Source organism: Streptomyces oryzae, assembly GCF_017676365.1.
Taxonomy (GTDB): domain Bacteria; phylum Actinomycetota; class Actinomycetes; order Streptomycetales; family Streptomycetaceae; genus Streptomyces; species Streptomyces oryzae.
Map to the genome: position 1 here is coordinate 48,711 of NZ_JADKMA010000001.1, position 23,295 is coordinate 72,005.

Here is a 23,295-nt window from a genome sequence, read left to right on the forward strand (position 1 = left end):
TTAGAAGGGGGCATCGTGACTCACCAAACGGTTGGACAGGCACCGGCGAGCGACCGGGACGGCCCGCTGGCGGACTGTCCGGACAGCGCTCTGCTCCCACCGGGCCGCGAACCACGCTGCCCCGTCGACATCACCCTCGCCACGCTGGCCGGCCGCTGGACGCCGCTGGTGGTCCGCGAGTTCCTGCGCCGTGGTCAGGCCACATACTCCGAGCTCTCCGCCGCCCTGCCCACCCTCTCGGACAAGGTCCTTTCCGACCGGCTGACCCGGTTGACCAGCGCGGGAGTCATCGAACGCCACCGCATCCCCGGCTGGCCTCCCCGGGTCCGCTACGTACTGACCAGCCAGGGCCGGGCGCTGGAGCCGGTGGTGCGCAGCATGTGGGAGTGGGGTTCGGCGCGGCGCGACGCCCTCAACTGATCAACACCCGGCCCCGGCAGGGAAACCGGCACAGGCCCGCCACCCGTCCCCGCCGATCACAGGACGTCGTAGCACAGGTGCGTCGCGGTCGACGTCGAGATCACGCTCCGCTGCACCAGCGTGCGCGGGACCGCACCGGTGAACAGTGGCGTCCCGGCGCCCAGCACGACGGGTGCGAGGTGGAGCATCAGCGTATCGACCAGCCCGGCGTCGAGCGCCGAGCGGATCGTGGCGCCGCCGCCCATGAGGACGACGTCGAGATCCTTGCCGCTGTCCGCCGACGCCGCCTCGGCGCGTTCGCGCGCCGCGGTGACGGCGTCGGGCAGACCCGTGGTGACGAACGTCCAGTCGAGATCGGTGAGCCGCACCGACTCCGGCGGCGAGCTCGTCACGACGACGAACGGGGGCTTGCCGACCTCACCGGCGCCGTAGCCGATCTCGTCGTTCCAGCCGTTCGGCCCGTCGACCAGGTCGAAGAGCCGGCGGCCGAGAACGACCGCGCCCGAGCGTGCCGTCGCCTCCCGCACGAGCCGTCGTTCCTCGGGATCGTCGGAGAAGGCCCACGTGTGCAGGGCGTCGCCGCCGGTGCCCAGACCGCTGTCCGGCCCGGGGTCGGGCCCGGTGACGAAGCCGTCGAGGGATACGGAGATGTCAGCGATGATGCGAGTCATACCAGGGTAGACCCGCCCCGCCGCCCGAATTCATCGCTCTGCCCCGCCCGACATCTCCCGCTCTCCCGTCCCGCCCGCTCGCCGTCCGTTGAAAGCGCGGTCCTCGGGGTGCACCCGGATCAGTTCATTCGGATCAGTTCATACGGATCACCAGGTATCTCTCTCCCTCCCTGGGCGGCCGCGTCCAGGAGCGCGTGGTGAAGGTGTGCAGCCGCCCGTTGACGAGGGCATGGCGCGGCAGGCAGGCACCGAACTCCTCGCCCACTGCTTCCAGCAGTCGCCGTTCCGCCCCGGCGCCGTCTTCCGGATCACCGAAGAACCGGCTCGGGTCCAGCGCACGCGGTATCTTCCCGCTTTGCCGGATCTCTCCGTCCGCGTAGGTGAAGGCGTACTGCTCGGCACCGTCTCGCGCCACCGAAAGGTGGAAGAACGGCTCCCCGTCCCAACCCCTCAGGCCGCTCCACACCACCACCGCGCGGGTGCCGGCGCCGGCGGCCGCGGCAGGGGAGACGAACCGCTGCCGGTCGAACGGGGCAGGGTCGCCGTCGAAGGCGAAGCTCCAGTTGATGCCGGCTCGCCCGACGGCCATGAGAGCTCTGTCGTCGTAGGACGAGGACTCCTTCTCGTTCTCCCGCGCTCTGTCGTGTGCCTCCCAGAGCGTCATGGGTTGGCTCAGTACGGCTTCGTCCCCGTCCGCGAGACGTCCGGGCAACTCCTCCGGCTCCGCCCCCTCTACCAGGACGAACCGGTAGGACATGCGGTTGTTACCAGGGTCCGGCTCCGCGAGCCACGCCAGGTTGCCCGGGTCGAGCGGGGCCGTCGGCCGCGGTTCCGCACCCGCCATCCCGCCCCTTGGCGTGGCCAGCAGTTCGCGGCCCCGGTCCGGGGTCAGCAGCGGCCCGAGTACGGGATCGGCCACCCAGCCCAGCGGCGCGAGGTGATACGGGCCGAGCGGTTCCCACAGCGGCAGAGCACCCCTCAACGTCCGCCACGCTCCGTCGGTGTCTCCCCACCGCGCCAGCTCCCGCGCCCGCTCGACGGCCTCCCCGAACGGTCCGGTCGCCGTATACCGATATGTGCCGTTCCGCACCTGGTCCAGCGTCGCGTAGGCCAGCGACACCAACTCCTCGTCGGCGCCCTGCAAATTGAACTCCAGCGTGGAGTCGTCCCGGTACGAGTGCTCCGCATGCTCGGCCACCAGCGGCGGCAGCAGCTCCGGCGCGTACCGCGGGTCCGTCACCAACTCCTTGAAGTACACCATGTACGTCTCTCCGAGCAGGCGGCGTATCTGGTCGCCCAGCCCGGTGGCCCGCGGTCTGCCGTACTCGGCGGCTTCCTTCAGCGCCTGCGCGGCCGGCTCCCAGGCACCGCGCAGCGCCTCCAGCCGAGCTTCCTCCACCAGCGAGTCCAGCTCCCGCGTCGTGTCGTTGGCGAACACCGGGTCGTCCTCGCCCCGGTTCGCCCGCAGGCTGTGGAACTCCCGGTACATGTGACGCATGAACTCGACGAAGTTCGAGTGCCGCTCGGGCGCCTCGCCCCGCCAACTCGCCCATGTGTACACGGCCCACTCGCCGTCCTCATCCACCTCCTCGGGGTCCATGAGGACATGGGTGACGTCGGACTCGACATCGAGTTGCAGCCCGCGCCGCCAGATGTCGACCTCCGCCCGCTCCTCGGGGCCGGCATCCTCGTCCAGATACTCCTCGAATATCTCCGCGAGCCCCGACTCGTCGTTGTGCCAGCGTGCGTCCGCGGTACCCGCAAGCAGCCACACGAACTCGCCCGCGTGCCGCCACCCGTCGCTGACCTTGAGGAACTCCCGGTACGACGGGGGCATCCGGCGGCCAAGGCGCTCCTCCATGGCCGCGATCCGCTCCTCGGACGCGGGCGGGAACCCCAGCCACCGCGCCCGCCGGGCGGCCTCGTCGTCCTCACTCTGCGCCTCACCGTCCGGCGGGCAATCCGCCCACTCACCGCTCCAACGGAGCAGAAAGGGCCGCCAGTCGAATCCCGCGATGTCCATCATGCGTCCGATGCTGCCACCCGCCACTGACAGTGCTCCGCTGCTGACGGTCCTCGGTCTTCCTTGACGCCCCGTCAGGAGCAAGTCGCCGAACGATGCCCCGGCCTGCCGATCAGAGGCGCGACGGCCGGACCGGGGACCGGGCCCCAGAGCCAGGGACCGGGGCCAGGGTCCCGGGGACGGGGCCGGGGACGATCGGTCCCGTCCCCGGCGGCTCGGCCCGTACGGGCCCCTCGTCAGGTCAGACCCTCCAGGGCGTGTGCTACCGCCGTCGCTGTCACGGCGCCGTCGGCGCGGTTGTCCAACACCAGCCGGCGCCCGCCCCTCCAGTGGCACTCGTTCTCCTGGGCCTTCTTCCAGAAGGCGTCCCAGTCGGCGAGCTTGGACAGGTCCCGGGCATAGCCGCGGGCCCTGACCCGCTCGCGGGCGGTCTCCGAATCCACGTGGACCTGTACGACCACGGGCTCGACATGCTGGGGCCAGGAGTGCCGTTCGGCCACCTCCTCCAGGTATCCGGGCCGGGAGACATAGCGGCCGAACGGGGCGTCCAGTACCACTGGCCGGCCCACGGCCAGGTTGTCCCGGGCCAGGTCCAGGAGGGTCGGATATTCGAGGTCCATCACCTGGGACTGGTAGTACGGGTTGAGGTCGCGCTGGGCCGGGTCCGTGCCGGCGAGTTCGAGCAGCGCCTCGGTGAGCCTCGTACAGACGGTGTCCTTGTCGAGGTAGGCGGCACCGGACTGTTGGGCCAGCAGCCTGGCCACGCTGGTCTTCCCGGAGCCTGCCGGTCCTATCACGAAGAAGGCACGGAGGGTGTTCATGCCCGGCGCTCCTTGACGAAGAACTGGTAGGAGAGGGCGCCGACGAGCAGCAACGCGCCGCCGACCAGAAAGACCAGGGTGTAGTTGTTGCCCGTGGCGTCGAGGATGGCGCCGGTGACCATAGGGGCCAGTGCGGCGCCGAGGAAGCCGCCGAAGTTCTGGATGGCGCCCAGCGAAGCCACCTGGTGCGGTTCTGCGATGTCGGAGGCGAGGGTCCACAGGCAGCCCGTGGGTACCTGCGCGGCGAAGTAGCCGAGGGAGAGCAGGGCGATGGCGAGCGGGGTGCTCTCGACGTACGCCACGGGCAGCACCGCCGCAGCCGCCAGCACCGCACCCCCGACGATGGGCACCTTGCGCGAGGAAACCGCGGAGAAACCCCGGCGGATCAGGCGCCCGGACAGCAGACCGCCGAACAGGACGCCGAGGATGCCGCAGAGGTAGGGCAGGGAGGACAGCCAGCCGGTCTGGGAGAGGCTGAAGCCGCGAGAGGTCTCCAGATAGCTCGGCAGCCAGGTCAGGTAGACCCAGACGGTGTAGAAGATCCCGAACGCGCCGAGCATCATGAAGTAGGTGTTGCGCTGCCGGAACAGCGCTCCCCAGCCCGCCTGCTGCCCCGCGGACGTCGCGCGCGCCTCGGCTGCCGCCTGCGCCGCCTCCTCGCCCTTGATCAGCGCCTGCTCGCGCAGGGTCGGGTCCCGGTAGATCCGCAGCCACACCAGCATGACGACGATGCCCAGCGCGCCCACGGTGACGAACATGCCGCGCCATCCGGACGTCAGCAGCAGGGCGGTGAGCAGGGGCGGGGCGATGGCGTTGGCTATCTGGGACCCCGTGTTGACGATCGAGACCGGCAGGGCGCGCTCGTTCTTGGCGAACCACCGCTCGTTGACCTTCAGGCTGGCGGTGAAGAACGGGGACTCGGTGATACCGAGGGCGACCCGGCCCGCGTAGAGCAGTCCGAAGCTGTGCGCGGCTGCCGTGACCATCGTCATCAGCGACCAGAGCCCGGCCGCCCAGGCGTACATGCGCTTGGGCCCGAACCGGTCGACGAGGTAGCCGGCCGGAAGGTTGGCGATGGCGTACGGCCAGGAGAAGGCCGCGAGCAGCAGCCCCATCTCGGTGGCGCTCAGGCCGAACTCGTCGGTGATGGTCGTGTTGGCGACGCTCAGGGTGGCGCGGTCGAGGTAGTTGACCACACCGCCGATCACCAGGAGGGCCACCAGGACCCAGCGGATGCGGATCGACTTCCGTGCGGCGAGGCCGTCGGCGGAGTCGAGTGAGGGGGACGTGAGGGACTGCTGGGCCATGGGGTGCTCCTTGAAATGACCAGCGTGTGCGTTGGGGAGGGCGAGCGGCGTGGGGGGTGAGCGGCGTGGGGGAGAGGTGGTGCGGCCGGACCGTCAGGCCCGTGCCCCTTCGATGGCGCGCAGCATGTCGGCGGCGGCCTCGGTGACCCGGCCATGGTCGCCGTCGACCCGGGCTGCCTTCGTCACGAAGCTGCCTGCACCGACGGCGACGACGCCCGCGTCGAACCACTCCTTGACGTTGTCGGGGGTGACACCCCCCGTCGGCATCAGCGGCGCCTGGGGGAGCGGGGCCCGGACCGTGCGGACATAGTCGGGCCCGACGAACTCCGCCGGGAAGAGCTTCACGATGTCGGCGCCCGCCTGCATCGTGTCGACGATCTCCGAGGGAGTGAAGGCCCCGCTGACGGTGACAGCCTGGTAGCGGTTGGCCGTCTCGATCATCGCCGGGTTGAGGTTGGGGCTTACCAGCAACCGTGCGCCCGCCGAGACACAGGTCCGGGCGGTCGGCCCGTCCAGTACCGTGCCGGCGCCGACGACGACCCCGTCGTCGCCGTAGCGCTCGGCGAGCGTCGAGATCACCCCCAGCGCACCCGGCACCGAGAGGGTGATTTCCAGCGCCCGGATACCGCCCTCGATCGCCGCTTCCGAGACGGCCAGCGCCTCCTCGGCGCTGTCCAGCCGGACGATCAGCAGGGCGCCAGTACGGGTGATCGTATCCAGCGCATTAAACTTTGTTACCATAGCGGCACACGCTAGAACATCGATTCACATCTTGTCACGCCCCGCGTCATACGAAGTTAGGCTGGCGCCGATCCGCACCCAGGCTTCGAGGAGACGAGACGCAGTGAGCAGGGCCGACCGGGCACCCTTGATCCCCGAGCAACGCCACCAGGAACTGCTGCGCCTGCTGCGGAGCAGCGGAGTGCTCAGCATCCGCGATCTGACCACCGCGCTGAACGTCTCCCACATGACCGTGCGCCGGGACATCGCAGCGCTGGAGAAGAGTGGCCGGGTGGTCTCGGTGCAGGGCGGGGTACGGCTCGCCGACGGGACCGGGCACGCACCGCCCCGCGAGCGGGCTTCACGGGCGGCGCTGGAGATGCCGCGCAAGCGCGCGATCGCCGAGACCGCCGCCGGGCTCGTCGAAGACGGCATGGTCGTCTTTCTCGATGCGGGGACGACCTGTCAGTCGGTGGTGCCGTTCCTCGCCGCCCGCCAGGACCTCACCGTCGTCACCAACGACTTCCACGCGGCGCTGGCGCTGTGCGATCTGCCGTCCGTGCACGCCATCCACACCGGTGGTGAGGTGGACGCGGCAAGCGGTTCGAGCAGCGGGCCGCTCGCCGCCAGGACGATCGGCACGCTCAACATCGACCTGTGCTTCCTCAGCGCCGGCTCCTGGGACCTGACCCACGGCGTCACCAGCCACTCCACCGAGAAGGTGCTGCTCAAACAGACCGTGATGGAGGCCGCCTCCTCCCTCGCGCTGCTCGCCGACAGCACGAAGTGGGGCACCGTGGAGCGGTTCCGGGTCACCGCCCTCGACCGGCTCGACACCGTCGTGACCGATGCGGGCCTGCCCACCGAGGTAGTCGACCGGATCATGGAAGAGGGCCCGTCAGTGCTGCGGCCGGAGGCGGCGGCAGGGTGATGCCGCGAATCGCGTCACAGCGTGATGGGGCCGAGCGCGGCGGCGGTCTGGGCCAGGGCGCGGATGAGGGGGCTGTCGGCGGTGGTCCGCCAGGTCAGGGCCCATTGGAGGGCGGGGGCGTCGTGGATGGGCAGGAAGACGATGCCGGGCGGTTTGTTGTAGCGGGCCGCGATCTCGCCCAGCGGGTGGACGCACTGCCCGGAGGCGACCAGGGGGAGGATTTCATGGAAGGTCCGCGCTGCCGGGCCGCGTGGGACGAGGCGTCCACTCGGTGTGCGTACGGGAACCATGGACGCGACCCAGTATTCGGGGGCATCGGGGCCGAGGTCGACGACGTGGTTGTCGGCGAGATCCTCCAGGGACGCGGTGCCCCGCTCGGCCAGTGGATGGTGTGCTGACACGGCCAGTACGCGCCCTCCGGTGAGCACGGTGGGGCCGACAGTGAGGTCGGGTTCGGCGACGGGCAGCCACAGGACATTGATGTCGTTGTCCCCGGTGCGCAGGGCCGTGAACGGGTCGCTGCCGTTGACTTCGTTGAACTGCACGCCGCTGCCGGGGTAGCGGGCGCGGAACGCGTCGATGAGCGGGCGCAGTTCGTGCCCCGCATGGCCGAAGACGCCCAGCCGAAGGGTCTTGCCCGCACCCGGGCCGGCTGCTTCCGCGCGGGCGAGACCCTCACGGAGGAGGTCGACGGCCTGCTGCAGGTCTTCGCGCAGCCGCCGGCCGACCGGGGTCAGGGTCACGCGTCGGCTGGTCCGCTCGAACAGGGCCACGCCCAGGCGCCGCTCCTGCTTGCCGATGGCCTGACTGACGCGGGCCTGGGACACATGGAGCCGTTCGGCGGTGCGGCCGAAGTGCAGTTCCTCGGCGAGCGTCAGGAAGATCTCGATGTCGCGCAGCTCCACGAATAACTCCCGCGTTATGGATCGGTCCCCGAAGCTTACCTTGTTACCCCGCTGACCTGCGTCGATGCTGGACACGCCAGCAGCTGACAGGCCCCACATGCGCCTGATCGGCACACCGATGAAGCAGAGACGAAGCAGATGGGGCAGGGGAGCCGATGAGTACCAGCACCATGCAGGCCGTCGCCGACCGCATCGAGATCGAGGCGCTGCGCGCGGAGATCACCGACGCGGTGATGATGCGCGATTTCGACCGCTTCGCTTCGCTGTTCACGCCCGACGGCGCGATGCGGTGGCCCCACATCGGCAAGGAGTTCATCGGCCGGGAGGAGATCCGCGCCGGGATCGAGTGGGGGCAGGGGCTCTGGGAGTTCTTCGTCCAGCAGGTCCATCAGGGCGTCATCCGGCTGGATGGCGACTCCGCGGTCGGCCGTACCCATATCCAGGAGTTCGGGCGGCTGCGCGACGGCGGCTCGCACTCCAACTACGCGCTGTATCACGACCAGTACGAGCGCACCCCCGGTGGCTGGAAATTCAGCCAGCGGGTCTATGAGGTCCGATACGCCGACTCCACCCCGCTGACGGGCGTAGGTCCTGATCACCCGTAACGGACACCGGGACCGGGACACCAATCCACCTTCGACCAATTCCTCTCAGGAGAAGCACATGGACCTCGCACTGTGGATCGCAGCGGGACTGCTGGCTGCGGTCGCCCTGCTCGGCGGTTCGACCAAGACGTTCATCCCCAAGGAGAAGCTGGCCGCGCAGCACGGTGGTGAGTGGACGCAAAATGCCGGCGTCGGATTCGTCAAGACCCTTGGGATCCTCGAACTGCTGGCCGCGGTGGGTCTGATCCTGCCCGCCGCACTCGACATCGCCCCGGTGATGGTGCCGGTGACCGCACTGTGCTGGATTCTGCTGATGGTCGGCGCGATGATCACCCACCGCCGCCTTGGCCAGTCCAAGCTCGTGCTGGTCAACTCGGTCTACCTCGCCCTCGCGGTCTTCATCGCGGGAGGACATCTCCTGGGCACCAACTAGCCTTCGTTGCTTGCACGTTGAGAAAGACAGGGGTGGACCGGCGGCGGTTCACGGATACGCTTCGAGCGCTTTCGGGCGCGCAGGGAGCAGACCTTCGAGCTGCCTCCCGGAATGGCGAACGGGGCAGCGGCAGCGAAACGATCGCGCTATTTCGAGTGACCCCGCCGGGAGGAATATCTCGGTATTTCATGGGCAAAAGGGCGAAGCGCCCGAAGCGCTGCTCTATGACATATGCGTCAGAAGTAGTCCTGTGTCACCGGCTGGCGGCGCGGGCGGGCGCGCTTACCGTCTGCGACCTGCGTGGCCGTCACGGAGGGGACTCGTACGTCCATGCTTCTCGCCCATGCGCCCTCGTCCGTCGTCGTCTTCGGGGATGTCGCTGTCATCCTGTTGTGCGGAATCGCATTCGTTCCCCTGTGCCGACGGCTGCGCCAGCCGGTCATCGTCGGCGAGATCGCCGTCGGCATCCTGCTCGGGCCCAGCGTTCTGGGACAGTTGCCCGGCGACCTGCCCGGCCTGCTCTTCCCTGACGAAGTCCGCCCCTACCTGGGGGTCATCGCCGATATCGGCATCGTCTTCTTCCTGTTCGCCGCGGGCTGGGAACTCGACCTGGGTGCCCTGCGTGGACGTGGGCGTGCCGTCGTGGCCGTCTCCGCTTCCTCCATGGGGCTGCCTCTGCTGTGCGTGGCCGCAACCGGCTATGCGGTCCAGGCCATCCACCCGGCCCTCCCCGGTCCCGGCGTCCCTCCGCTCGTCTTCTCGCTCTTCGTCGGCACCGCGCTGTCCATCACGGCCTTCTCCGTGCTCGCCCGCGTCCTGCACGAGACTGGACTGCACACCACACCGGTCGGCACAACGGCCATCGCCGCGGCGGGACTGGGCGAGATCTTCGCCTGGTGCGGCGTCACCGCCGTCACTGCCCTGGGCAGCACCGGCGGTACGGACCAGCTCGCCCGCACCGCCGCCGAACTCGTCGGCTATGTGCTCGTCATGGCCTTCCTCGTCCGCCCCCTGCTGCGCCGCCTCGCCGCACGGATGGATCTCGTCCAGCACCACTCTCTCGCTCTGGCCACCGTCTGCGCCGGGCTGTTCCTCTCCGCGAGCGCCACCGCCTGGATCGGCGTCCACGCGGCTCTGGGCGCCTTCGCCTTCGGGGTGGCCATGCCTCGCCTGGACGCCGCCACCCGGGTCGGGCTCGTCGCGCCCCTCCAGCAGCTGGGGTCCGTCCTGCTGGCCGCCTTCTTCGTGGTCACCGGCCTCTCCGCCGACCTGACAACTCTCAGCGGTGTGGGCATGCTCAGTGCGGGCCTGCTCCTGATCGCGGCCTGGGTGAGCAAGTTCGCGGGGGCAGCCCTTGCTCACCGTTGGTCCGGCGGCAGCTGGCGAGAAGCGGGAGCGGTCGGCGTTCTGCTCAACTGCCGTGGGGTGACAGAACTCGTCGTCCTGGTCATCGGCCGCCAGGCCGGCCTGATCGGCGACAAGCTGTTCACCATTCTCGTTCTGATCGCGCTCCTCACCACCGCCGCCGTGACCCCTCTCACCCGCCTGCTCAAGCCCCACGCCGACACGCGTCACCAGCCACCGACCGTCCCCGCACCCCGGTCGCGCCGCGAGCAGCCCTCCGGCTCCGCCTGAGCGGAGGGGCGGCTACTCGCAACCAACAACCGACGGTTGACCGCCTGCCCGTCCAGGCCGCACTGAAGCGCTGGTCGAACAACCGATCCTCAGCGAGCCACAACGATCGGTTGGGCACTCCTACGATGAGCCAGTGGACACCGAGGCATTGCGATCGTTCGTCCGGGCGGCCGAGCTCGGACAGTTCCAGCATGCTGCCGATGAGCTGGGCGTGACACAGCAGGCCGTATCCAAGAGGATCGCCGCCCTGGAGCGCGAGCTGGAGACCCGCCTGTTCACACGTACTGCGCGAGGGGTTGAGCCGACGCTCGACGGTCAGGCGTTTCTCTCTCACGCGCGGAGCATCGTCGCGAGTGCCGACCGTGCCGTCGCGGCGGTCAGGCCGGGCTCCCGGGCCCTGCGGATCGACGTTCTCGGCCTGCGAAGCGCACAGGCCGTCGTCATGCACGACTACTGGCGGTCGCATCCGCACATCGATCTCGACGTGGTGACGCTGAGGGTGAACGACCCACGCGCGGCGGTCGCCGCCGTCGAAGCGGGCGACGTCGATGCCTCGTTCCGTACCGTCACAGACCCGGCCGCCCTGCCGCCCGGCGTGCAAATGATCCATGCCTTCGACTCCCCGCTGGAACTACTCGTCGGCCCGGGACATCCGCTCGCCTCCGCGCGCAGCCTGACGCCACCGCAGCTGCGCAAGCACCGGATATGGGTACCGGGTATCGCGCCCCGCAGCGAATGGGGAGAGTTCTACGATCAGCTCGCCACCGAGTTCGACCTGCGCATCGACGCGGCAGGCCCGCATTTCGGAGACGAAGTGCTCCTGGAGACCCTTGCGGAGTCGGCGGACGTGGCCACATTCGTCGGGGCACGGGACCGGTACATCTGGCCTGCCAATTACGACCTGCGCCGCATCCCTGTTGCAGACCCGACTCCCGCGTACCCGCTCTCGCTCATCCTCCCCGGAACGAATCCACATCCGGAACTCCGCAAAATCATCACTCACCTCGGAACCCTGCCAAAGCTCCCCGAGCCGGCCTGGCGCCCGTCGTGGGCAATTCCCGACCCTCCCCGAAGCTGACTCGGCCGGCTGCCGGCTGCAACCGCCCTCAGCAGCCCCGCGAGTCCCGTCAATTACCGCTACACCACCAGGAAGGGTCGGGGAATGTCCAGCGACCGCCTCATGCGTATCCACAGTGCCGAGTTCCAGGCCATGGCCGAACGGGTGCTACAGGTCACCGAGCTCACCTCCCGCCTGAACGTCCTGCCTTTCGACGACGAAGCGGGCAAGGCGGAGCTCTTTGAACAGATCCTCGGCAAGCCGCTGCCGGCGAGAGTCACGATCTATCCGCCCTTCTACACGGACCACGGCCTCAACCTCGACCTCGCCGAGCGCGTATTCATCAACCAGAACTGCACGTTCCTGGACTACGCCGGAATCCGGCTCGCTGAGCGCGTGATGATCGGCCCCAAGGCCACTTTCATCACCGGCGGCCACCCGGTCGACCCCGAGGAACGGCGGCTGTACCTCACCGGCGCGCCCATCGACGTGGCGGAGAACGTATGGATCGGCGCCGGCGCCACCATCCTGCCCGGCGTCAGCATCGGCCGCGACGCCGTGATTGCCGCCGGCGCGGTCGTGGCCGACGACGTGCCGCCGGCAAGCCTGGTGACCGGCACCAAGGCAGCCGTGCACCGACGATGGTGACGCCCGTCCGACTTCGGCGCGCCGCGCTGGGCAATCAGGGCAGCCGGAAAGGCAGGCGGGGCGGGGCGCCGACCCTGAGGGTGGCGCCCCGCCCGTGTTCCTACCGTTCCGTCGGTGCGGCCGGTGGGCCGGTCACTTCACCGACCCCGCCATGACCCCCTGGACGAAGTGCCGCTGGAAGGCAAAGAAGACTGCCACCGGCACGATCAGGGACAAGAAGGCCCCGGGCGCCAGCACGCCGATGTTGCTGCCGAACTGCCGCATCTCCGACTGCAGGGCCACCGTCAGCGGCTGCGCCTGGCTGTCGGCGAAGATCAAGGACACCAGCATGTCGTTCCACACCCACAGGAACTGGAAGATCGCGAGGGAGGCGATCGCCGGCCGCCCCAGCGGAAGCACCAGCCGCAGGAAGATCCGCCATTCGCTGCCGCCGTCCATCCGGGCGGCCTCCAGCATCTCGCGGGGGATCTCCGCGAAGTAGTTCCGCAGCAGGAAGACCGCGAACGGCAGCCCGTACGCGACGTGGAAGAGGACCACTCCGGGGATCGTGCCGAAGAGACCGACCGCGCCGAACATCTTGGCCACCGGCAGCAGCCCGACCTGGACGGGAACCACGAGCATGCCCACCACGATCAGGAAGATCCAGTCGCGGCCGGGGAACTCCAGCCAGGCGAAGGCGTATCCGGCCAGGGCCGCGATCACGACGACGGCCACCGTGGCGGGCACCGAGATCAGTACCGTGTTCCAGAAGGCGTCCACCATGCCCGAGTTGTCCAGCAGCGCTGTGTAGCTGTCGAAGGACAGGCTCCCGGGGTTGGTGAGCCCCTTCCACCAGCCGGTCGCCGCGTTGTCCTCGTCGGGCCGCAGCGAGCCGATGAACAGCCCGAAGGCGGGGGTGAGCCACAGCAGTCCGACGACCACGAGGCCGAGCTGCACCACGCTGCGGCTCAGCTGCCGCAACAGCCAGGTGACGCGTCGCGGCCCCCCGTTCTTGGGGGAGGCCGTGCTGGGGAGGGCGGTCATGACTGGCTCCTGCGGAAGCGTCGGATGTTGAAGATCATGGCCGGGACCACCAGGAGCAGCAGCAGGACTCCGAGCGCGCTGCCCAGACCCTGGTTGTTGCCCCCGCCGAAGGACACCAGCCACATCTGCAGTGCCAGGACGTTGGCGTCCTGCTGGACAGGGCCGGGCGCGATGACGAAGACGAGGTCGAAGACCTTCATCACATTGATCACCTGGGTCACGAAGACCACCCCGAGGACCGGGGCCAGCAGCGGGACGGTGATCCTGCGGAAGATCTGCCACTCGTTCGCGCCGTCGATCTTGGCCGCTTCGATCACGTCCCGTGGCATGGCCGAGAGCCCGGCGCCGATCAGCACCAGCGCGAAGCCGGTCCAGATCCACAGGTAGGCGCCGATGATCGCCGGAGTGATGAGCGCGGGCCCGAGCCACTCCACGCCCCCGTACGGCTCGGCGAAGTTCTTCGCGGGCAGGCGTAGGGAGTAGTCACCGGCCGGCAACTTGCCGAAGCTGTACGAGCCGTCGGATGCGGTGGTCGTCTCGGCCACGGCTTTTCCGTGCGAGTCGACCGCCTCCACCACGAGCTTCGGCAGGCCCTTCTCCTTCGGGTCGACCTGTCCCGACTTTCCGCCGCCGCCGAGGGTGAAGTCCACCCAGGCCACACCGCGCAGCTCGGAGCCACCCGGCTTGACGGCCGCGGCCTTGTGGGCGGGCTTGGCGTCCTTCGGCAGGTCCTTGGGCGGGACGCCGACCAGGCCGAGGTTGACCGTGTTGCCGGGGGAGGCCTTGTCCTTCGTGGTGTACGAGCCGTCCGAGCCCTTGGCCAGCGCGGTGCTGTCCTTGGGGCGCGCCGTCGGATAGCCGGCGCTGTCGTCGAAGGCATTGTGCACCCCGACGGCGACCGCGTTCAGCACGCCCCGGTCGGGGTCCTGCTCGTAGACGACGCGGAAGATGATGCCCGCGGCGAGAAAGGAGATCGCCATCGGCATGAACAGCACCAGCTTGAACGCGGTGGCCCAGCGGATCTTCTCGGTCAGCACGGCGAGGATCAGCCCGAGACCGGTCAGCAGCAGCGGCGCGACCACGACCCAGATGGTGGTGTTGCGGATCGCCTTCAGCGTCGCCGGGTCGCGGAACATCTCCGCGTAGTTCTCCACGCCGACGAAGCGCGTGCCCGAGGCGTCGAAGAGGCTGCGCCCGACCGTGAAGAGGATCGGGTACGCGACCAGCGCGCCGAGCAGCAGCAGTGCGGGGAGCAGGAAGAGCAGGGCTATCAGGCGCCGGCGGCGTGCGGCCCGACGGCGCGGGCTGTTCCGGTGGTCGCCGGCGCCCGGCCCCGCCCCGCCCGGCTGAGGCGCCGGGCGGGCAGGGGCCTGCACAGTAGTGGCTGGCATCGGGTACGTTCCTCAGTCCTTGTACGCCTTGGCCGCGGCGGCCTCGAGCTTGCGAGCCGTGGCCTTGGGGTCGGACGGGTCGCGCAGGAAGTCCTGCAGCAGCTTCCACTCGCCGGCGCCCTGGGTGCCGCCGAAGGCGGCCGGGGCCTGGTCGGACATGTCGAACCGGACGGAGTTCCCGGCGTCGATCAGCGACTTGGCGGTCTTGCGGGTGACGTCGTCCTGGTACGCCTTGGGGTCGACGCTCTTGTTGGGGGAGAGGAAGCCCCCGGCGCCGGCCCAGATCTCGGCCGCTTCCGGCGTCGCCAGGAACTCGAGCAGCTTCATCCCGGCCTTGCGGTTCTTTCCTGCCTTGAGGACGGTGGCCGCGTCACCGCCGCCGACCACCGGGTTCTTCCCGTCCCCGACGGCGGGGAAGGGGAAGAACTTCGCGTCTTCGCCGACCTTCTTCTTCAGGTCGCCGGAGATGGTGGCGCCCACGAAGTCGCCCTCGTAGACCATTCCGGCCTTGGGGTCGTTGCCGAAGACCTGCTCGACGGACTCGGGGAAGGTGGTGCGCAGGGCGCCCTTGCCGCCGCCGGAGATCAGCTTCTTGTCCTTGAAGAGCTCGGAGAGCGTCGTCAGGGCCTTGACCACGCTCGGGTCGGTCCAGGGGATCTTGTGGGAGGCGAGCTTGTCGTAGTTCTCGGGTCCGGCCTGGGAGAGGTAGATGTTCTCGAACCAGTCGGTGAGGGTCCAGCCGTCCTCGCCCGCGACCGAGAAGGCCGGCAGCCCGGAGTCGGAGACCGTCTTGCCCGTCTTCAGCATCTCGTCCCACTTCTTCGGGGGCTTGACCCCGGCCTGGGAGAGGGCGTCCGGGCTGTACCAGACGGTCGACTTGTTGGAGGCCTTGAAGTACAGGCCGTAGTAGGTGCCCTTGACGGTGCCGTAGTCCTGCCACACCGGCGCGAAGTTGCTCTTGGCCTTCGCCTGGACCTTGGAGGACAGCGGCTGCAGCCAGCCCTTGGCGGTGAACTGCTTGAGCACACCGGGCTGCGGCACCATCACCACGTCGGGCGCGTTGCCGCCCTCGATCTTGCTGCCGACGACGGTGGAGACGTTGTCGCCGGTGGAGATGAACTTGGTGGTGGCGCCGGTCTTCTCGGAGAAGGCGTCCAGTACCTTCTTGAAGTTCTTCTGCTCGACGCCGGTCCACACCCCGGCGACCGTGACCGTCTGGCCCTTGAGCTCCTGCGAGCCGGAGCTCGCGGTGCCGTCGGTGTTTCCGCAGGCGGTCGCCGTGAGGGTGAGGCCGAGGGTGAGCGCGGTGGTGGCCGTCGCTGTCCGGCGTCTGATGCGGGTGCGGCTCATGGTGTGTTTCCCTTCGGGGAGTTGGCGGAGTGGATGGGCAGATCGCTGATCCACCAGGCGGCGGTGGAGCCGGGAAGGACGCCTGGCGGGCAGTCCCGACTGGCGAGCAGCGGGGTACCGGCGACCGGCGCCGGTACCGGGTCGAGGCCGAAGTTGACGGCGCAGACCAGGCCGTCGCCGCGGACGAAGGCCAGGACCTGGGGCGGGGTCTCCAGCCAGCGCAGATCTCCCTCGCCCAGCTGCGGGAGGTTGCGCCGCAGCTGGAGCCCGTCGCGGTAGAGGTGCCAGAAGGAGCGGGTGTCGGCCAGCGCCCGCTCGGTGGCGTGCTCGGCGAACCATTCCGGCTGCGGCAGCCACGGCCGGGCCGTGCTGTCGGCGGCGGTGAAGCCGAACGGGGAGGCGTGTCCTGACCACGGCAGCGGCACCCGGCAGCCGTCCCGGATGCGGCTGCGGCTGCCGGTCCTGCGGAAGATCGGGTCGGTGAGCACCTCGTCGGGCAGGTCGACCACCTCGGGCAGGCCCAGTTCCTCGCCCTGGTAGACGTACGCGGCGCCGGGCAGCGCCAGCATCAGCAGCGCAGCGGCCCGGGCGCGGTCGGGACCCACGGTGGTGCTCTCCCCGGCGTACCGGGTGACCGTCCTGACCTGGTCGTGGTTGTTGAGCACCCAGGTGACGGTGGAGCCGGTGCCGGCGATGTCGGTGAGCGCCTCGGAGATGGCCTTCCGGAAGGCGTCCACGTCCCACTCGGCGCTGAGCAGGTCGAAGAAGAACGCCTGGTGCAGCTCGTCGGCGCGTACGTACTCGGCGTGCTCGCGGGCGGTCGGCACGGAGACCTCGCCGACCAGCAGCCGGTCGACGCCGTCGCGCGCGGCGTACTCGTCGCACACCGCCCGCCAGTCGCGCCACACCTGGTGCACCTCGGGCTGGTTCCAGGCCAGCGGGTTGACCGAGTCCCGGGCGCGCTCGTCGGCCTCCGGGTCGGGCGAGTCGGGAAGCTCGGGGTGCTTGAAGAGCCCCGCTGCGACATCGATGCGGAAGCCGTCGACGCCGCGGTCGAGCCAGAAGCGCAGCACGTCGGTGAACTCGCCGCCGACCGCCGGGTCGCGCCAGTTGAGGTCGGGCTGGTCGGGGGTGAACAGGTGGAGGTACCACTGGCCTGGCGTGCCGTCCGGCTCGGTGACCCGGGACCAGGCGGGGCCGCCGAACATGGCCCGCCAGTTGTTGGGCGGCAGTTCGCCCTCCGGCCCCCGCCCGTCGGCGAAGTGGAACCGGGAGCGGGCCGGGCCGCCGGGGCGGTCCGCCAGCGCGGCGTGGAACCACCGGTGCTGGCTGGAGCAGTGGTTCGGGACGATGTCGATGACGACCTTCACGCCGAGCCGGTGGGCGTCAGCGACCAGGAGGTCGAACTCCCGCAGGTCGCCGAAGAGCGGGTCCACGTCGCAGTAGTCGGCGACGTCGTAGCCGTGGTCGTGGTGCGGCGAGGGATAGAAGGGGCTGAGCCAGATCCCGTCCACGCCCAGCTTCTTGAGATAGGGGAGCCCGGCACGGACCCCGGCCAGGTCGCCGACGCCGTCCCCGGTGCTGTCGAGGAAGCTGCGGACGTACACCTGGTAGATCACCGCATCGCGCCACCAACGCCGGGTGGTGGTGGCCGTGGCTATGTGCATGCGTGGAGCCTGTTCTCGTGGATCGCGCGTTTTGCATGCATGTTATGTAGCGGTGAAGAACAGATGTCAATGGATCGCGCCAAGATCAGCTGCCAGCTACGGTCTATTGTCCCGATTTACGGGGGATTCTGACGGCCGCACACGGCGATAGAAGGCCGCAGCCCGACTGAGGAATACTTAACGAGTAAGTAGAGGAGGGAGGGAGTGAGTGGGTGAGCGAGGGCGGCGCGAGACGGCCGCCGGTTCGTGCGGGTACGCTCAGCCGCGGCGGACGATCGCCTGGAGCTCCCGCGCCAGCCGGTCCACCGCCCGCTTCGGCGTCACCCGCTGTGCCATCGCGTCGTGCACGACGGCCTGTACGGCCAGATTCACCTGCTCGTACCGCGGGCTCTTGGGCCGCGGCTTGGCCGCGAGCACACTCTCCCGGAGCGTGGGCAGATACGGATAGCGGCGCACCATCGCAGGATCGGTGTAGATGCCGGCCCACACCGGCGGCAGTGCCCCCTCGGTGAGCACCCGCCGCTGGACCCGTTCACTGGTCAGATAGGCGAGCAGATCCGCAGCCGACTGCTTGTGCCTGGACTGCGCGTTGACAGCGAGGTTCGAGCCGCCCAGCACCCCGGCGGCCGGCCCGTCCGGACCGGGCAGTGGCACCACGCCGAACTTCCCCGCGACCTTCGAGCCGCTTCCGCTCGCCGTCGCGTGCACATAAGGCCAGTTGCGCAGAAAGAGCAGCTTCCCGTCCTCGAAGGCGCGGCGGGACTCCTCCTCCTTGTAGGTGAGGGCCTCCTTCGGGATCCAGTCCTCCCGCACGCCCCGGGCGAGAAAGCCGATGCCCTTCCGCGCAGCGGCGGAGTCCACGGTCACCCGCGCCCCCTCGTCCGCGAGGACGGAACCGCCCGCGGACTGCACCGCCTCCACCGCGTTGACGGTGAGCCCCTCGTACGGCAGGAACTGCCCCGCGTAGCCGTCCATTCCGTACTTCGGGGCCACCGTCTTGGCGAGCCGCTCCAGCTCGGCCCAGGTGCGCGGCGGCGACTCGCCCTCCCGGTCCAGCACGTCCTTGCGGTAGTACAGCAGGCCCGCGTTGGTGACGTACGGCAGCGCGTGCAGGCGGCCGCCGAAGGTGGCGGTGTCCACGACGGGCGACAGGAAACGCTTGATGGGGAAGCGGTCGGCCTGCAGCGGGGCGATCCAGCCGGCGGCGGCGAACTCGGAGGTCCAGGCGACGTCGATGTTCAGCACGTCGTAGCGGTCGCTCCCGGACCGCAGGCTGCTCTCCATCTGCGCGCGGACCTCGTCCGCGCCTTCCGGCAGCTCGACCAGGGTGACCTTTTCGGCCGGGTGCTCGCGGTTCCAGTCGTCCAGGACCCCGCTCAGGTAGCCGGTCAGGTCCCCGCCCGTCACCAGGGTCAGCGGGCCACGGCCCGTCCCGGATCCGGCGCGGGAGGCACCGACCGCCGCCTCGCCTGCCTGGACACCCGTCCCGGTGTAGCCGACGAGGATCAGCACCGCGGCCAGGAACCCTCTACCCGCGGCCCGCGTCCACCGCATAGGTTCCTCCCGGGCACCACTGGCGCCGGCCTGTCCTCGCCGGCGTCCGCGCCCCTGTATACCTGTTAGGCATGCGCGATACTAGAGGCCGCGAACATATGCGGGAGCGATCCGGCTCACAGCCAGGGGGCGGACAGCTGACGAGAAGGTAACGGCGACCAGGGAGGAGGGCATGCGTGCGTCTGCCCCTACTGGCGCTGCTCGCCAGGGGCCCGGCCCACGGATACGAACTCAAGCAGGCTCTTGAGAAGCTTCTGGGCGCCGCGTACCCTCAGCCCAACATCGGGCAGGTCTACGTCACCCTCGGCAGGCTCGAAAAGGCCGGACTCATCGAAGGCGAGGACATCGCACAGTCGAGTCGGCCGAACAAGCGCACCTACCAGCTCACGGACGCAGGTCGGGAAGCGGTGGCCGCGTGGTTCGACGAACCGACCGACGAACCCCGGGTGCGGGACGAGTTCTTCATGAAGCTCGCCGTCGCCCCCGGCACCGGGATGACCGACCAGGTCGCCCTCATCAACAAGCAGCGTCGTCACTACCTCAACGCCATGCGTGACCTGTCCAGGCTGGCCGCGGCCGAGGACCGGGACAACCGGGTCGCACAGCTGCTCATCGAGGGGGCGATGCTGCACCTTCAGGCGGATCTCGACTGGCTCGAGCGCTGTCAGGAGGAGCTGGAACAGCTGGAGGAGCTGGAATGAGCCGCGAGCACCGCGAGGGGCGTGCCGCCGACGGCGGAGGCATACCGGCCGACGCCGAGACCCCCGTCGTCGTGGCCGAGGCCCTGGTCAAAATGCACCGCACCGAGGCCGGTACCCCCGTCAAGGCCGTACGAGGTGTGGATCTGCGCATCGAGCGCGGCGAGTTCGTGGCGATCACCGGCCCCTCGGGAGCCGGCAAGTCCACCCTGCTGCACCTGCTGGGCGGGCTGCACACGCCGGACAGCGGCCGCATCTGGCTGGAGGGTGAGCGGGTCGACACGTACAGCGAAGCGCGCTGGGCAGTGCTGCGCCGCCGCCGCATCGGCATCGTCTTCCAGTTCTTCAACCTCATCTCCCACCTGACCGTGGCCGACAACGTCGAGCTGCCCGCGCTGCTCGCCGGGAGCACCCCGCGCCAGGCCCGTGACAGGCGCGCCGAACTGCTGGCCGATCTCGGCCTGGAGGGCAAGGAGAACAGCACGCCCGGCGAGCTCTCGGGCGGTGAGCAACAGCGCGTCGCGCTCGCCCGTGCGCTGGTCAACCGCTCCAGCCTGCTGCTGGCCGACGAACCGGCCGGCAGCCTGGACAGCAAGGGCACCCGCGAGGTGCTGAAGCTGCTGTCCCGCTACCACGCGCGGGGGCAGACCATCGTGCTGGTCACCCACGACGCCCGGGTGGCCAGCGCAGCGGACCGGGTGATCAGCCTCTTCGACGGCCGGATCGTCGACGACGCGGCGCTGGGCGGCGGCGGAGCCCCGTCGAGCCGTCCCGGAGGCGGCGTGTCCGGCACGCTCGAACTGAAGGGCTGACGCGGTGCGGGCAATGGGCCGCTGGATGCGGGCCGATCTGCGGGCGCACCGGGGCGAGGCGCTGTTCCTGGTGCTCGCCACGGCCGGGATCATCGTTTCGCTGCTGCTGTCGGGCGCCTTCCTCGCGTACGGGGCGAGCCCCTGGCAGCGGGTGTTCACCGAGTCCAACGGCGCTCACGTGTGGATCCAGACCACGGCCGACGCCGACGCGGGGGCACTGGCCGGACTCGACGGGGTCGAGTCCGCCTCCCGCCCCTTCAGCACCGCATCCGCCAGCGTGGAACTCGACGGCACCAGGGCCAGGATCCAGCTCCGCGGTGCGGGACCGACGCCACCGGAGGTGGCCCGTCCCCTCGTGACCGACGGCCGCTGGCTGAAGGACGACGACTCGGCCGGCGCGGCGGTCGGCGCTGCCGCTGGGAAGGGTCGGGCCTCCGCGGGCACTTCCGGCGAGCACCGGGCGGGCGCGAAAGCCGCCGACGGCGTCGTACTGGAGAGCTCGGTCGCCCGGGCGCTGTGGGCCGAGCCCGGCGACGTGCTGCACGTCTCCGGGCCCGACGGGAGCGTCCACAACCTCCGCGTCACCGGTGTCGCGGAGACGGCCGAGGAGCACTACAGCCCGGGCCGCACCCCCGGCGTCGGCTGGGTGCTGCCGAAGGCTCTGCAACGTGTCGCGCCGGAGTCCGACCAGCTCGAGCAGATCATCGGGCTGCGGCTCGACGACCCGGAGGACACTGACTTCGCGGTCCAGCGCGCTGTCACCGAGCTCGGCGACGACCAGATCGTCACCGTCTCCACCTGGCAGCAGGCGCGGCACGACGCCGAGGGCGGCGGCCGGCTCCTCGGGCTGCTCCTCGGCCTCTTCGGACTCAGCGCGCTGCTCGCCGCCTCGCTCGCGGTGGCCGGGGCCATCAGCACCCGGATCCGGGGCCACCTGCGGGACATCGCGATCCTCAAGGCCATCGGCTTCACCCCCGGCCAGCTCATCCGCACCTTCCTCCTCGAACACACGGCGCTCGGCCTGCTCGGCGTGGCCTGCGGCGCCCTGCTCACCGAGACCCTCGGCCCGCGGATGCCGGGCCGGCTCGGGGAGGCGATGCGGCTGTGGCAGGCGCTCCCGGCCCACGCCTGGGTGCCGCTGGCGATCCCGCTCGGCGCGCTGCTCCTGATCACCGGCACGACGGCGCTGGCCGCCTGGCGGGTCGGCCGCGTATCGCCGGTGCCGGTCGCCCGCCCCGCGACGCCCGCCGTGCGCCGGATGCCCGGAACGGTACGGCGCGCCCTCGGGCTGCGGCTGCCGCCCGCGCTCGTACTCGGCTGGAGGGGAGCCTTCCACTCCCGTGCGCGGTCCTGCGCGGCGGTCGCGCGGCTGGCCGTGCCCCTGCTGCTGATCACCGTCGTCCTCGGCGCGTGGACCACCCTGGACCGGCTGGAGCACAACCCGGAGAAGGCGGGCATCCCCGCCGCACTCACCGTACGCGGCGACGGGCTGGACGACGACGCCGTACGGCGGATGCTCACCGACCGGCCGGAGGTCTCAGCGGCCTACCCGGGAGCCGAGGCCAAGGCCCTGGTGCCCGGCCAGACCAGCACGATCACGCTGCGCGGCCTCGGCAAGGACCGGGACCCCTACCCCCTCACCATCCCCGAGGGACGCGCCCCCCACCGGTCCCACGAGGCGGTCGCCGGGCAGGGGCTGCTCGATCTGCTGCATGTGAAGGTCGGCGACTGGGTGCGGGTGACGGTCGGCGGCGACCCGCAGGTGCTGCACATCGTCGGGCGCAGCATCGAGCCCGAGGACGACGGCAGGGTGCTCTCGACCACCCTGGACACGCTGCGCGATGGCGGTGTCGCACCGCACCCCGGCTTCTACCACCTCGTCCTGGACGAGGACGCCGACCCCGCCGCCGTCGCCGCCGGGCTCTCGTCGGCAGCCGATGGACGGCTGGACGTCAGGGAGATCCCCAACCCGGTGCACGAACTGTCCGCCGTACGCGGGGTGCTGGGCGGGCTGGTCACCGTGCTGGCGCTGATCGGGCTGGCCGAGCTGTCCACGACGATCGCCGCCGGGGTACGGGACCGCCGCCGGGACCTGCTGGCCCTCAAAGCCATCGGACTGACGCCGCGGCAGATCATCGCCGTGATCGTGGCCGGGACCGGCTTCACCGCACTGGCCGCAGCGCTGGTCGGAACCCCCGTCGGCGTCCTCGTGTCGGGGTGGCTGATCGACCTGCAGGGCCGCTCCAGCGGCATCGGCGCCGGAATCGCCCAACAGCCCCCGCTCACGGCGCTGTTCGTCCTGGTCGGCGCCGTGGTGCTGGGCGCGGTCGCCGTCTCCTTGCTCCCGGCCTCCCGCGCCGTACGGCAGCGACTCGCCGACACCCTCGGCGACTCGCTCTGACGGGGCTGTGGCTGCTGGCCGGTCGCACCGCCACAGCCGGGCCGCGCGACCGCGCGGCTCACCACCGACCTGCACCTGGTCGCCGGTGAGCCGGTCGGCCCGCTCGCCTCATACGTCGAGCTCCTGGAGACCGCCAACGACATCGCCGTACGACAGCCGCCGACCGCCTGGATGTTCCCGGAACGTGGACCTGACCATGCACCTGCTGCTGTTCCCCGAGGCC

21 protein-coding genes and 1 pseudogene are annotated in these 23,295 nt (G+C 70.1%); 11 read left to right on the forward strand and 11 right to left on the reverse strand.

Annotated features, from left to right (window positions below):
• The first annotated feature begins 15 nt into the window (after positions 1-15).
• Positions 16-420, forward strand: a complete 405-nt coding sequence (locus tag ITI46_RS34450; protein WP_209237035.1) for a winged helix-turn-helix transcriptional regulator — start codon at positions 16-18, stop codon at positions 418-420.
• 56 nt (positions 421-476) lie between these two features.
• Here ITI46_RS34450 and ITI46_RS00255 read toward each other — a convergent pair whose 3' ends face one another.
• The 5 genes from ITI46_RS00255 to ITI46_RS00275 all read right to left on the reverse strand — a co-directional run bounded on the left by ITI46_RS00255 (position 477) and on the right by ITI46_RS00275 (position 5,983).
• A complete protein-coding gene (locus tag ITI46_RS00255) occupies positions 477-1,091 on the reverse strand; it encodes a dihydrofolate reductase family protein (RefSeq protein WP_209237036.1) in 615 nt (204 codons plus the stop codon).
• Between the two features lie 133 nt (positions 1,092-1,224).
• Entirely contained in the window at positions 1,225-3,117 is a 1,893-nt protein-coding gene (locus ITI46_RS00260) for an SMI1/KNR4 family protein (RefSeq protein WP_209237037.1), read from the reverse strand.
• A 233-nt stretch (positions 3,118-3,350) separates the two neighbouring features.
• Positions 3,351-3,935 carry a P-loop nucleotide/nucleoside kinase family protein gene (locus ITI46_RS00265; RefSeq protein WP_209237038.1) on the reverse strand — a complete coding sequence of 195 codons (585 nt, stop codon included), beginning with the start codon at positions 3,933-3,935 and terminating at the stop codon, positions 3,351-3,353.
• Positions 3,932-5,242 carry an MFS transporter gene (locus tag ITI46_RS00270; protein WP_209237039.1) on the reverse strand — a complete coding sequence of 437 codons (1,311 nt, stop codon included), beginning with the start codon at positions 5,240-5,242 and terminating at the stop codon, positions 3,932-3,934. The genes ITI46_RS00265 and ITI46_RS00270 overlap by 4 nt, the downstream gene beginning before the upstream one ends.
• Before the next feature lie 93 nt (positions 5,243-5,335).
• Positions 5,336-5,983: a bifunctional 4-hydroxy-2-oxoglutarate aldolase/2-dehydro-3-deoxy-phosphogluconate aldolase gene (locus ITI46_RS00275; protein WP_209237040.1), complete on the reverse strand. Its 648-nt coding sequence runs from the start codon at positions 5,981-5,983 to the stop codon at positions 5,336-5,338.
• A gap of 103 nt (positions 5,984-6,086) precedes the next feature.
• Here ITI46_RS00275 and ITI46_RS00280 point away from each other — a divergent pair, with 103 nt between their 5' ends.
• On the forward strand, positions 6,087-6,893 hold the full coding sequence (locus tag ITI46_RS00280; RefSeq protein WP_209237041.1) for a DeoR/GlpR family DNA-binding transcription regulator: 807 nt from the start codon (positions 6,087-6,089) through the stop codon (positions 6,891-6,893).
• Positions 6,894-6,907: 14 nt separating this feature from the next.
• On the opposite strand, the gene ITI46_RS00285 is transcribed toward ITI46_RS00280, so the two are convergent.
• Positions 6,908-7,798: a LysR family transcriptional regulator gene (locus tag ITI46_RS00285; RefSeq protein WP_209237042.1), complete on the reverse strand. Its 891-nt coding sequence runs from the start codon at positions 7,796-7,798 to the stop codon at positions 6,908-6,910.
• A gap of 155 nt (positions 7,799-7,953) precedes the next feature.
• Between ITI46_RS00285 and ITI46_RS00290 the strand changes: the two genes are divergently transcribed.
• The 5 genes from ITI46_RS00290 to ITI46_RS00310 all read left to right on the forward strand — a co-directional run bounded on the left by ITI46_RS00290 (position 7,954) and on the right by ITI46_RS00310 (position 12,176).
• On the forward strand, positions 7,954-8,403 hold the full coding sequence (locus tag ITI46_RS00290) for a nuclear transport factor 2 family protein (RefSeq protein WP_209237043.1): 450 nt from the start codon (positions 7,954-7,956) through the stop codon (positions 8,401-8,403).
• Positions 8,404-8,461: 58 nt separating this feature from the next.
• Positions 8,462-8,836 carry a DoxX family protein gene (locus tag ITI46_RS00295; protein ID WP_209237044.1) on the forward strand — a complete coding sequence of 125 codons (375 nt, stop codon included), beginning with the start codon at positions 8,462-8,464 and terminating at the stop codon, positions 8,834-8,836.
• A gap of 330 nt (positions 8,837-9,166) precedes the next feature.
• Complete coding sequence (locus ITI46_RS00300) at positions 9,167-10,471, forward strand: cation:proton antiporter (RefSeq protein ID WP_209237045.1); 1,305 nt, start codon at positions 9,167-9,169, stop codon at positions 10,469-10,471.
• A gap of 133 nt (positions 10,472-10,604) precedes the next feature.
• A complete protein-coding gene (locus ITI46_RS00305) occupies positions 10,605-11,549 on the forward strand; it encodes a LysR family transcriptional regulator (RefSeq protein WP_209237046.1) in 945 nt (314 codons plus the stop codon).
• Between the two features lie 84 nt (positions 11,550-11,633).
• A complete protein-coding gene (locus ITI46_RS00310; protein WP_209237047.1) occupies positions 11,634-12,176 on the forward strand; it encodes a DapH/DapD/GlmU-related protein in 543 nt (180 codons plus the stop codon).
• Positions 12,177-12,308: 132 nt separating this feature from the next.
• Here ITI46_RS00310 and ITI46_RS00315 read toward each other — a convergent pair whose 3' ends face one another.
• From ITI46_RS00315 to ITI46_RS00335, 5 genes are all read right to left on the reverse strand, one after another.
• Positions 12,309-13,199, reverse strand: a complete 891-nt coding sequence (locus ITI46_RS00315) for a carbohydrate ABC transporter permease (protein ID WP_209237048.1) — start codon at positions 13,197-13,199, stop codon at positions 12,309-12,311.
• Positions 13,196-14,590, reverse strand: a complete 1,395-nt coding sequence (locus ITI46_RS00320) for an ABC transporter permease (protein WP_209237049.1) — start codon at positions 14,588-14,590, stop codon at positions 13,196-13,198. The genes ITI46_RS00315 and ITI46_RS00320 overlap by 4 nt, the downstream gene beginning before the upstream one ends.
• A gap of 12 nt (positions 14,591-14,602) precedes the next feature.
• Positions 14,603-15,940, reverse strand: a complete 1,338-nt coding sequence (locus ITI46_RS00325) for an ABC transporter substrate-binding protein (RefSeq protein WP_209237050.1) — start codon at positions 15,938-15,940, stop codon at positions 14,603-14,605.
• Positions 15,937-17,607: a glycoside hydrolase family 13 protein gene (locus ITI46_RS00330; protein WP_209237051.1), complete on the reverse strand. Its 1,671-nt coding sequence runs from the start codon at positions 17,605-17,607 to the stop codon at positions 15,937-15,939. Before ITI46_RS00330 ends, ITI46_RS00325 begins: the two co-directional genes overlap by 4 nt.
• Positions 17,608-17,865: 258 nt before the next feature.
• Positions 17,866-19,161, reverse strand: coding sequence for an ABC transporter substrate-binding protein (locus tag ITI46_RS00335; protein ID WP_209237052.1), 1,296 nt, complete (start codon positions 19,159-19,161; stop codon positions 17,866-17,868).
• Between the two features lie 176 nt (positions 19,162-19,337).
• Here ITI46_RS00335 and ITI46_RS00340 point away from each other — a divergent pair, with 176 nt between their 5' ends.
• The 4 genes and pseudogenes from ITI46_RS00340 to ITI46_RS34455 form a co-directional block, all read left to right on the forward strand.
• Positions 19,338-19,862, forward strand: coding sequence for a PadR family transcriptional regulator (locus tag ITI46_RS00340; protein WP_209237053.1), 525 nt, complete (start codon positions 19,338-19,340; stop codon positions 19,860-19,862).
• Positions 19,859-20,671, forward strand: coding sequence for an ABC transporter ATP-binding protein (locus tag ITI46_RS00345; protein ID WP_209237054.1), 813 nt, complete (start codon positions 19,859-19,861; stop codon positions 20,669-20,671). The genes ITI46_RS00340 and ITI46_RS00345 overlap by 4 nt, the downstream gene beginning before the upstream one ends.
• 13 nt (positions 20,672-20,684) lie before the next feature.
• On the forward strand, positions 20,685-23,072 hold the full coding sequence (locus tag ITI46_RS00350; protein WP_247745233.1) for an FtsX-like permease family protein: 2,388 nt from the start codon (positions 20,685-20,687) through the stop codon (positions 23,070-23,072).
• Between the two features lie 18 nt (positions 23,073-23,090).
• Positions 23,091-23,292: pseudogene (locus tag ITI46_RS34455) on the forward strand (thioesterase family protein); the annotation flags it as partial.
• Between the last annotated feature and the right edge of the window lie 3 nt (positions 23,293-23,295).

Coding starts and splice junctions, on each gene's coding strand:
- ITI46_RS00265 (WP_209237038.1), bottom strand. CDS start 3,935: ATGAACACCCTCCGTGCCTTCTTCGTGATAGGACCGGCAGGCTCCGGG.
- ITI46_RS00295 (WP_209237044.1), top strand. CDS start 8,462: ATGGACCTCGCACTGTGGATCGCAGCGGGACTGCTGGCTGCGGTCGCC.
- ITI46_RS00325 (WP_209237050.1), bottom strand. CDS start 15,940: ATGAGCCGCACCCGCATCAGACGCCGGACAGCGACGGCCACCACCGCG.
- ITI46_RS00330 (WP_209237051.1), bottom strand. CDS start 17,607: ATGCACATAGCCACGGCCACCACCACCCGGCGTTGGTGGCGCGATGCG.
- ITI46_RS00315 (WP_209237048.1), bottom strand. CDS start 13,199: ATGACCGCCCTCCCCAGCACGGCCTCCCCCAAGAACGGGGGGCCGCGA.
- ITI46_RS00300 (WP_209237045.1), top strand. CDS start 9,167: ATGCTTCTCGCCCATGCGCCCTCGTCCGTCGTCGTCTTCGGGGATGTC.
- ITI46_RS00335 (WP_209237052.1), bottom strand. CDS start 19,161: ATGCGGTGGACGCGGGCCGCGGGTAGAGGGTTCCTGGCCGCGGTGCTG.
- ITI46_RS00275 (WP_209237040.1), bottom strand. CDS start 5,983: ATGGTAACAAAGTTTAATGCGCTGGATACGATCACCCGTACTGGCGCC.
- ITI46_RS00270 (WP_209237039.1), bottom strand. CDS start 5,242: ATGGCCCAGCAGTCCCTCACGTCCCCCTCACTCGACTCCGCCGACGGC.
- ITI46_RS00320 (WP_209237049.1), bottom strand. CDS start 14,590: ATGCCAGCCACTACTGTGCAGGCCCCTGCCCGCCCGGCGCCTCAGCCG.
- ITI46_RS00255 (WP_209237036.1), bottom strand. CDS start 1,091: ATGACTCGCATCATCGCTGACATCTCCGTATCCCTCGACGGCTTCGTC.
- ITI46_RS00260 (WP_209237037.1), bottom strand. CDS start 3,117: ATGATGGACATCGCGGGATTCGACTGGCGGCCCTTTCTGCTCCGTTGG.
- ITI46_RS00290 (WP_209237043.1), top strand. CDS start 7,954: ATGAGTACCAGCACCATGCAGGCCGTCGCCGACCGCATCGAGATCGAG.
- ITI46_RS00310 (WP_209237047.1), top strand. CDS start 11,634: ATGTCCAGCGACCGCCTCATGCGTATCCACAGTGCCGAGTTCCAGGCC.
- ITI46_RS00350 (WP_247745233.1), top strand. CDS start 20,685: ATGGGCCGCTGGATGCGGGCCGATCTGCGGGCGCACCGGGGCGAGGCG.
- ITI46_RS00345 (WP_209237054.1), top strand. CDS start 19,859: ATGAGCCGCGAGCACCGCGAGGGGCGTGCCGCCGACGGCGGAGGCATA.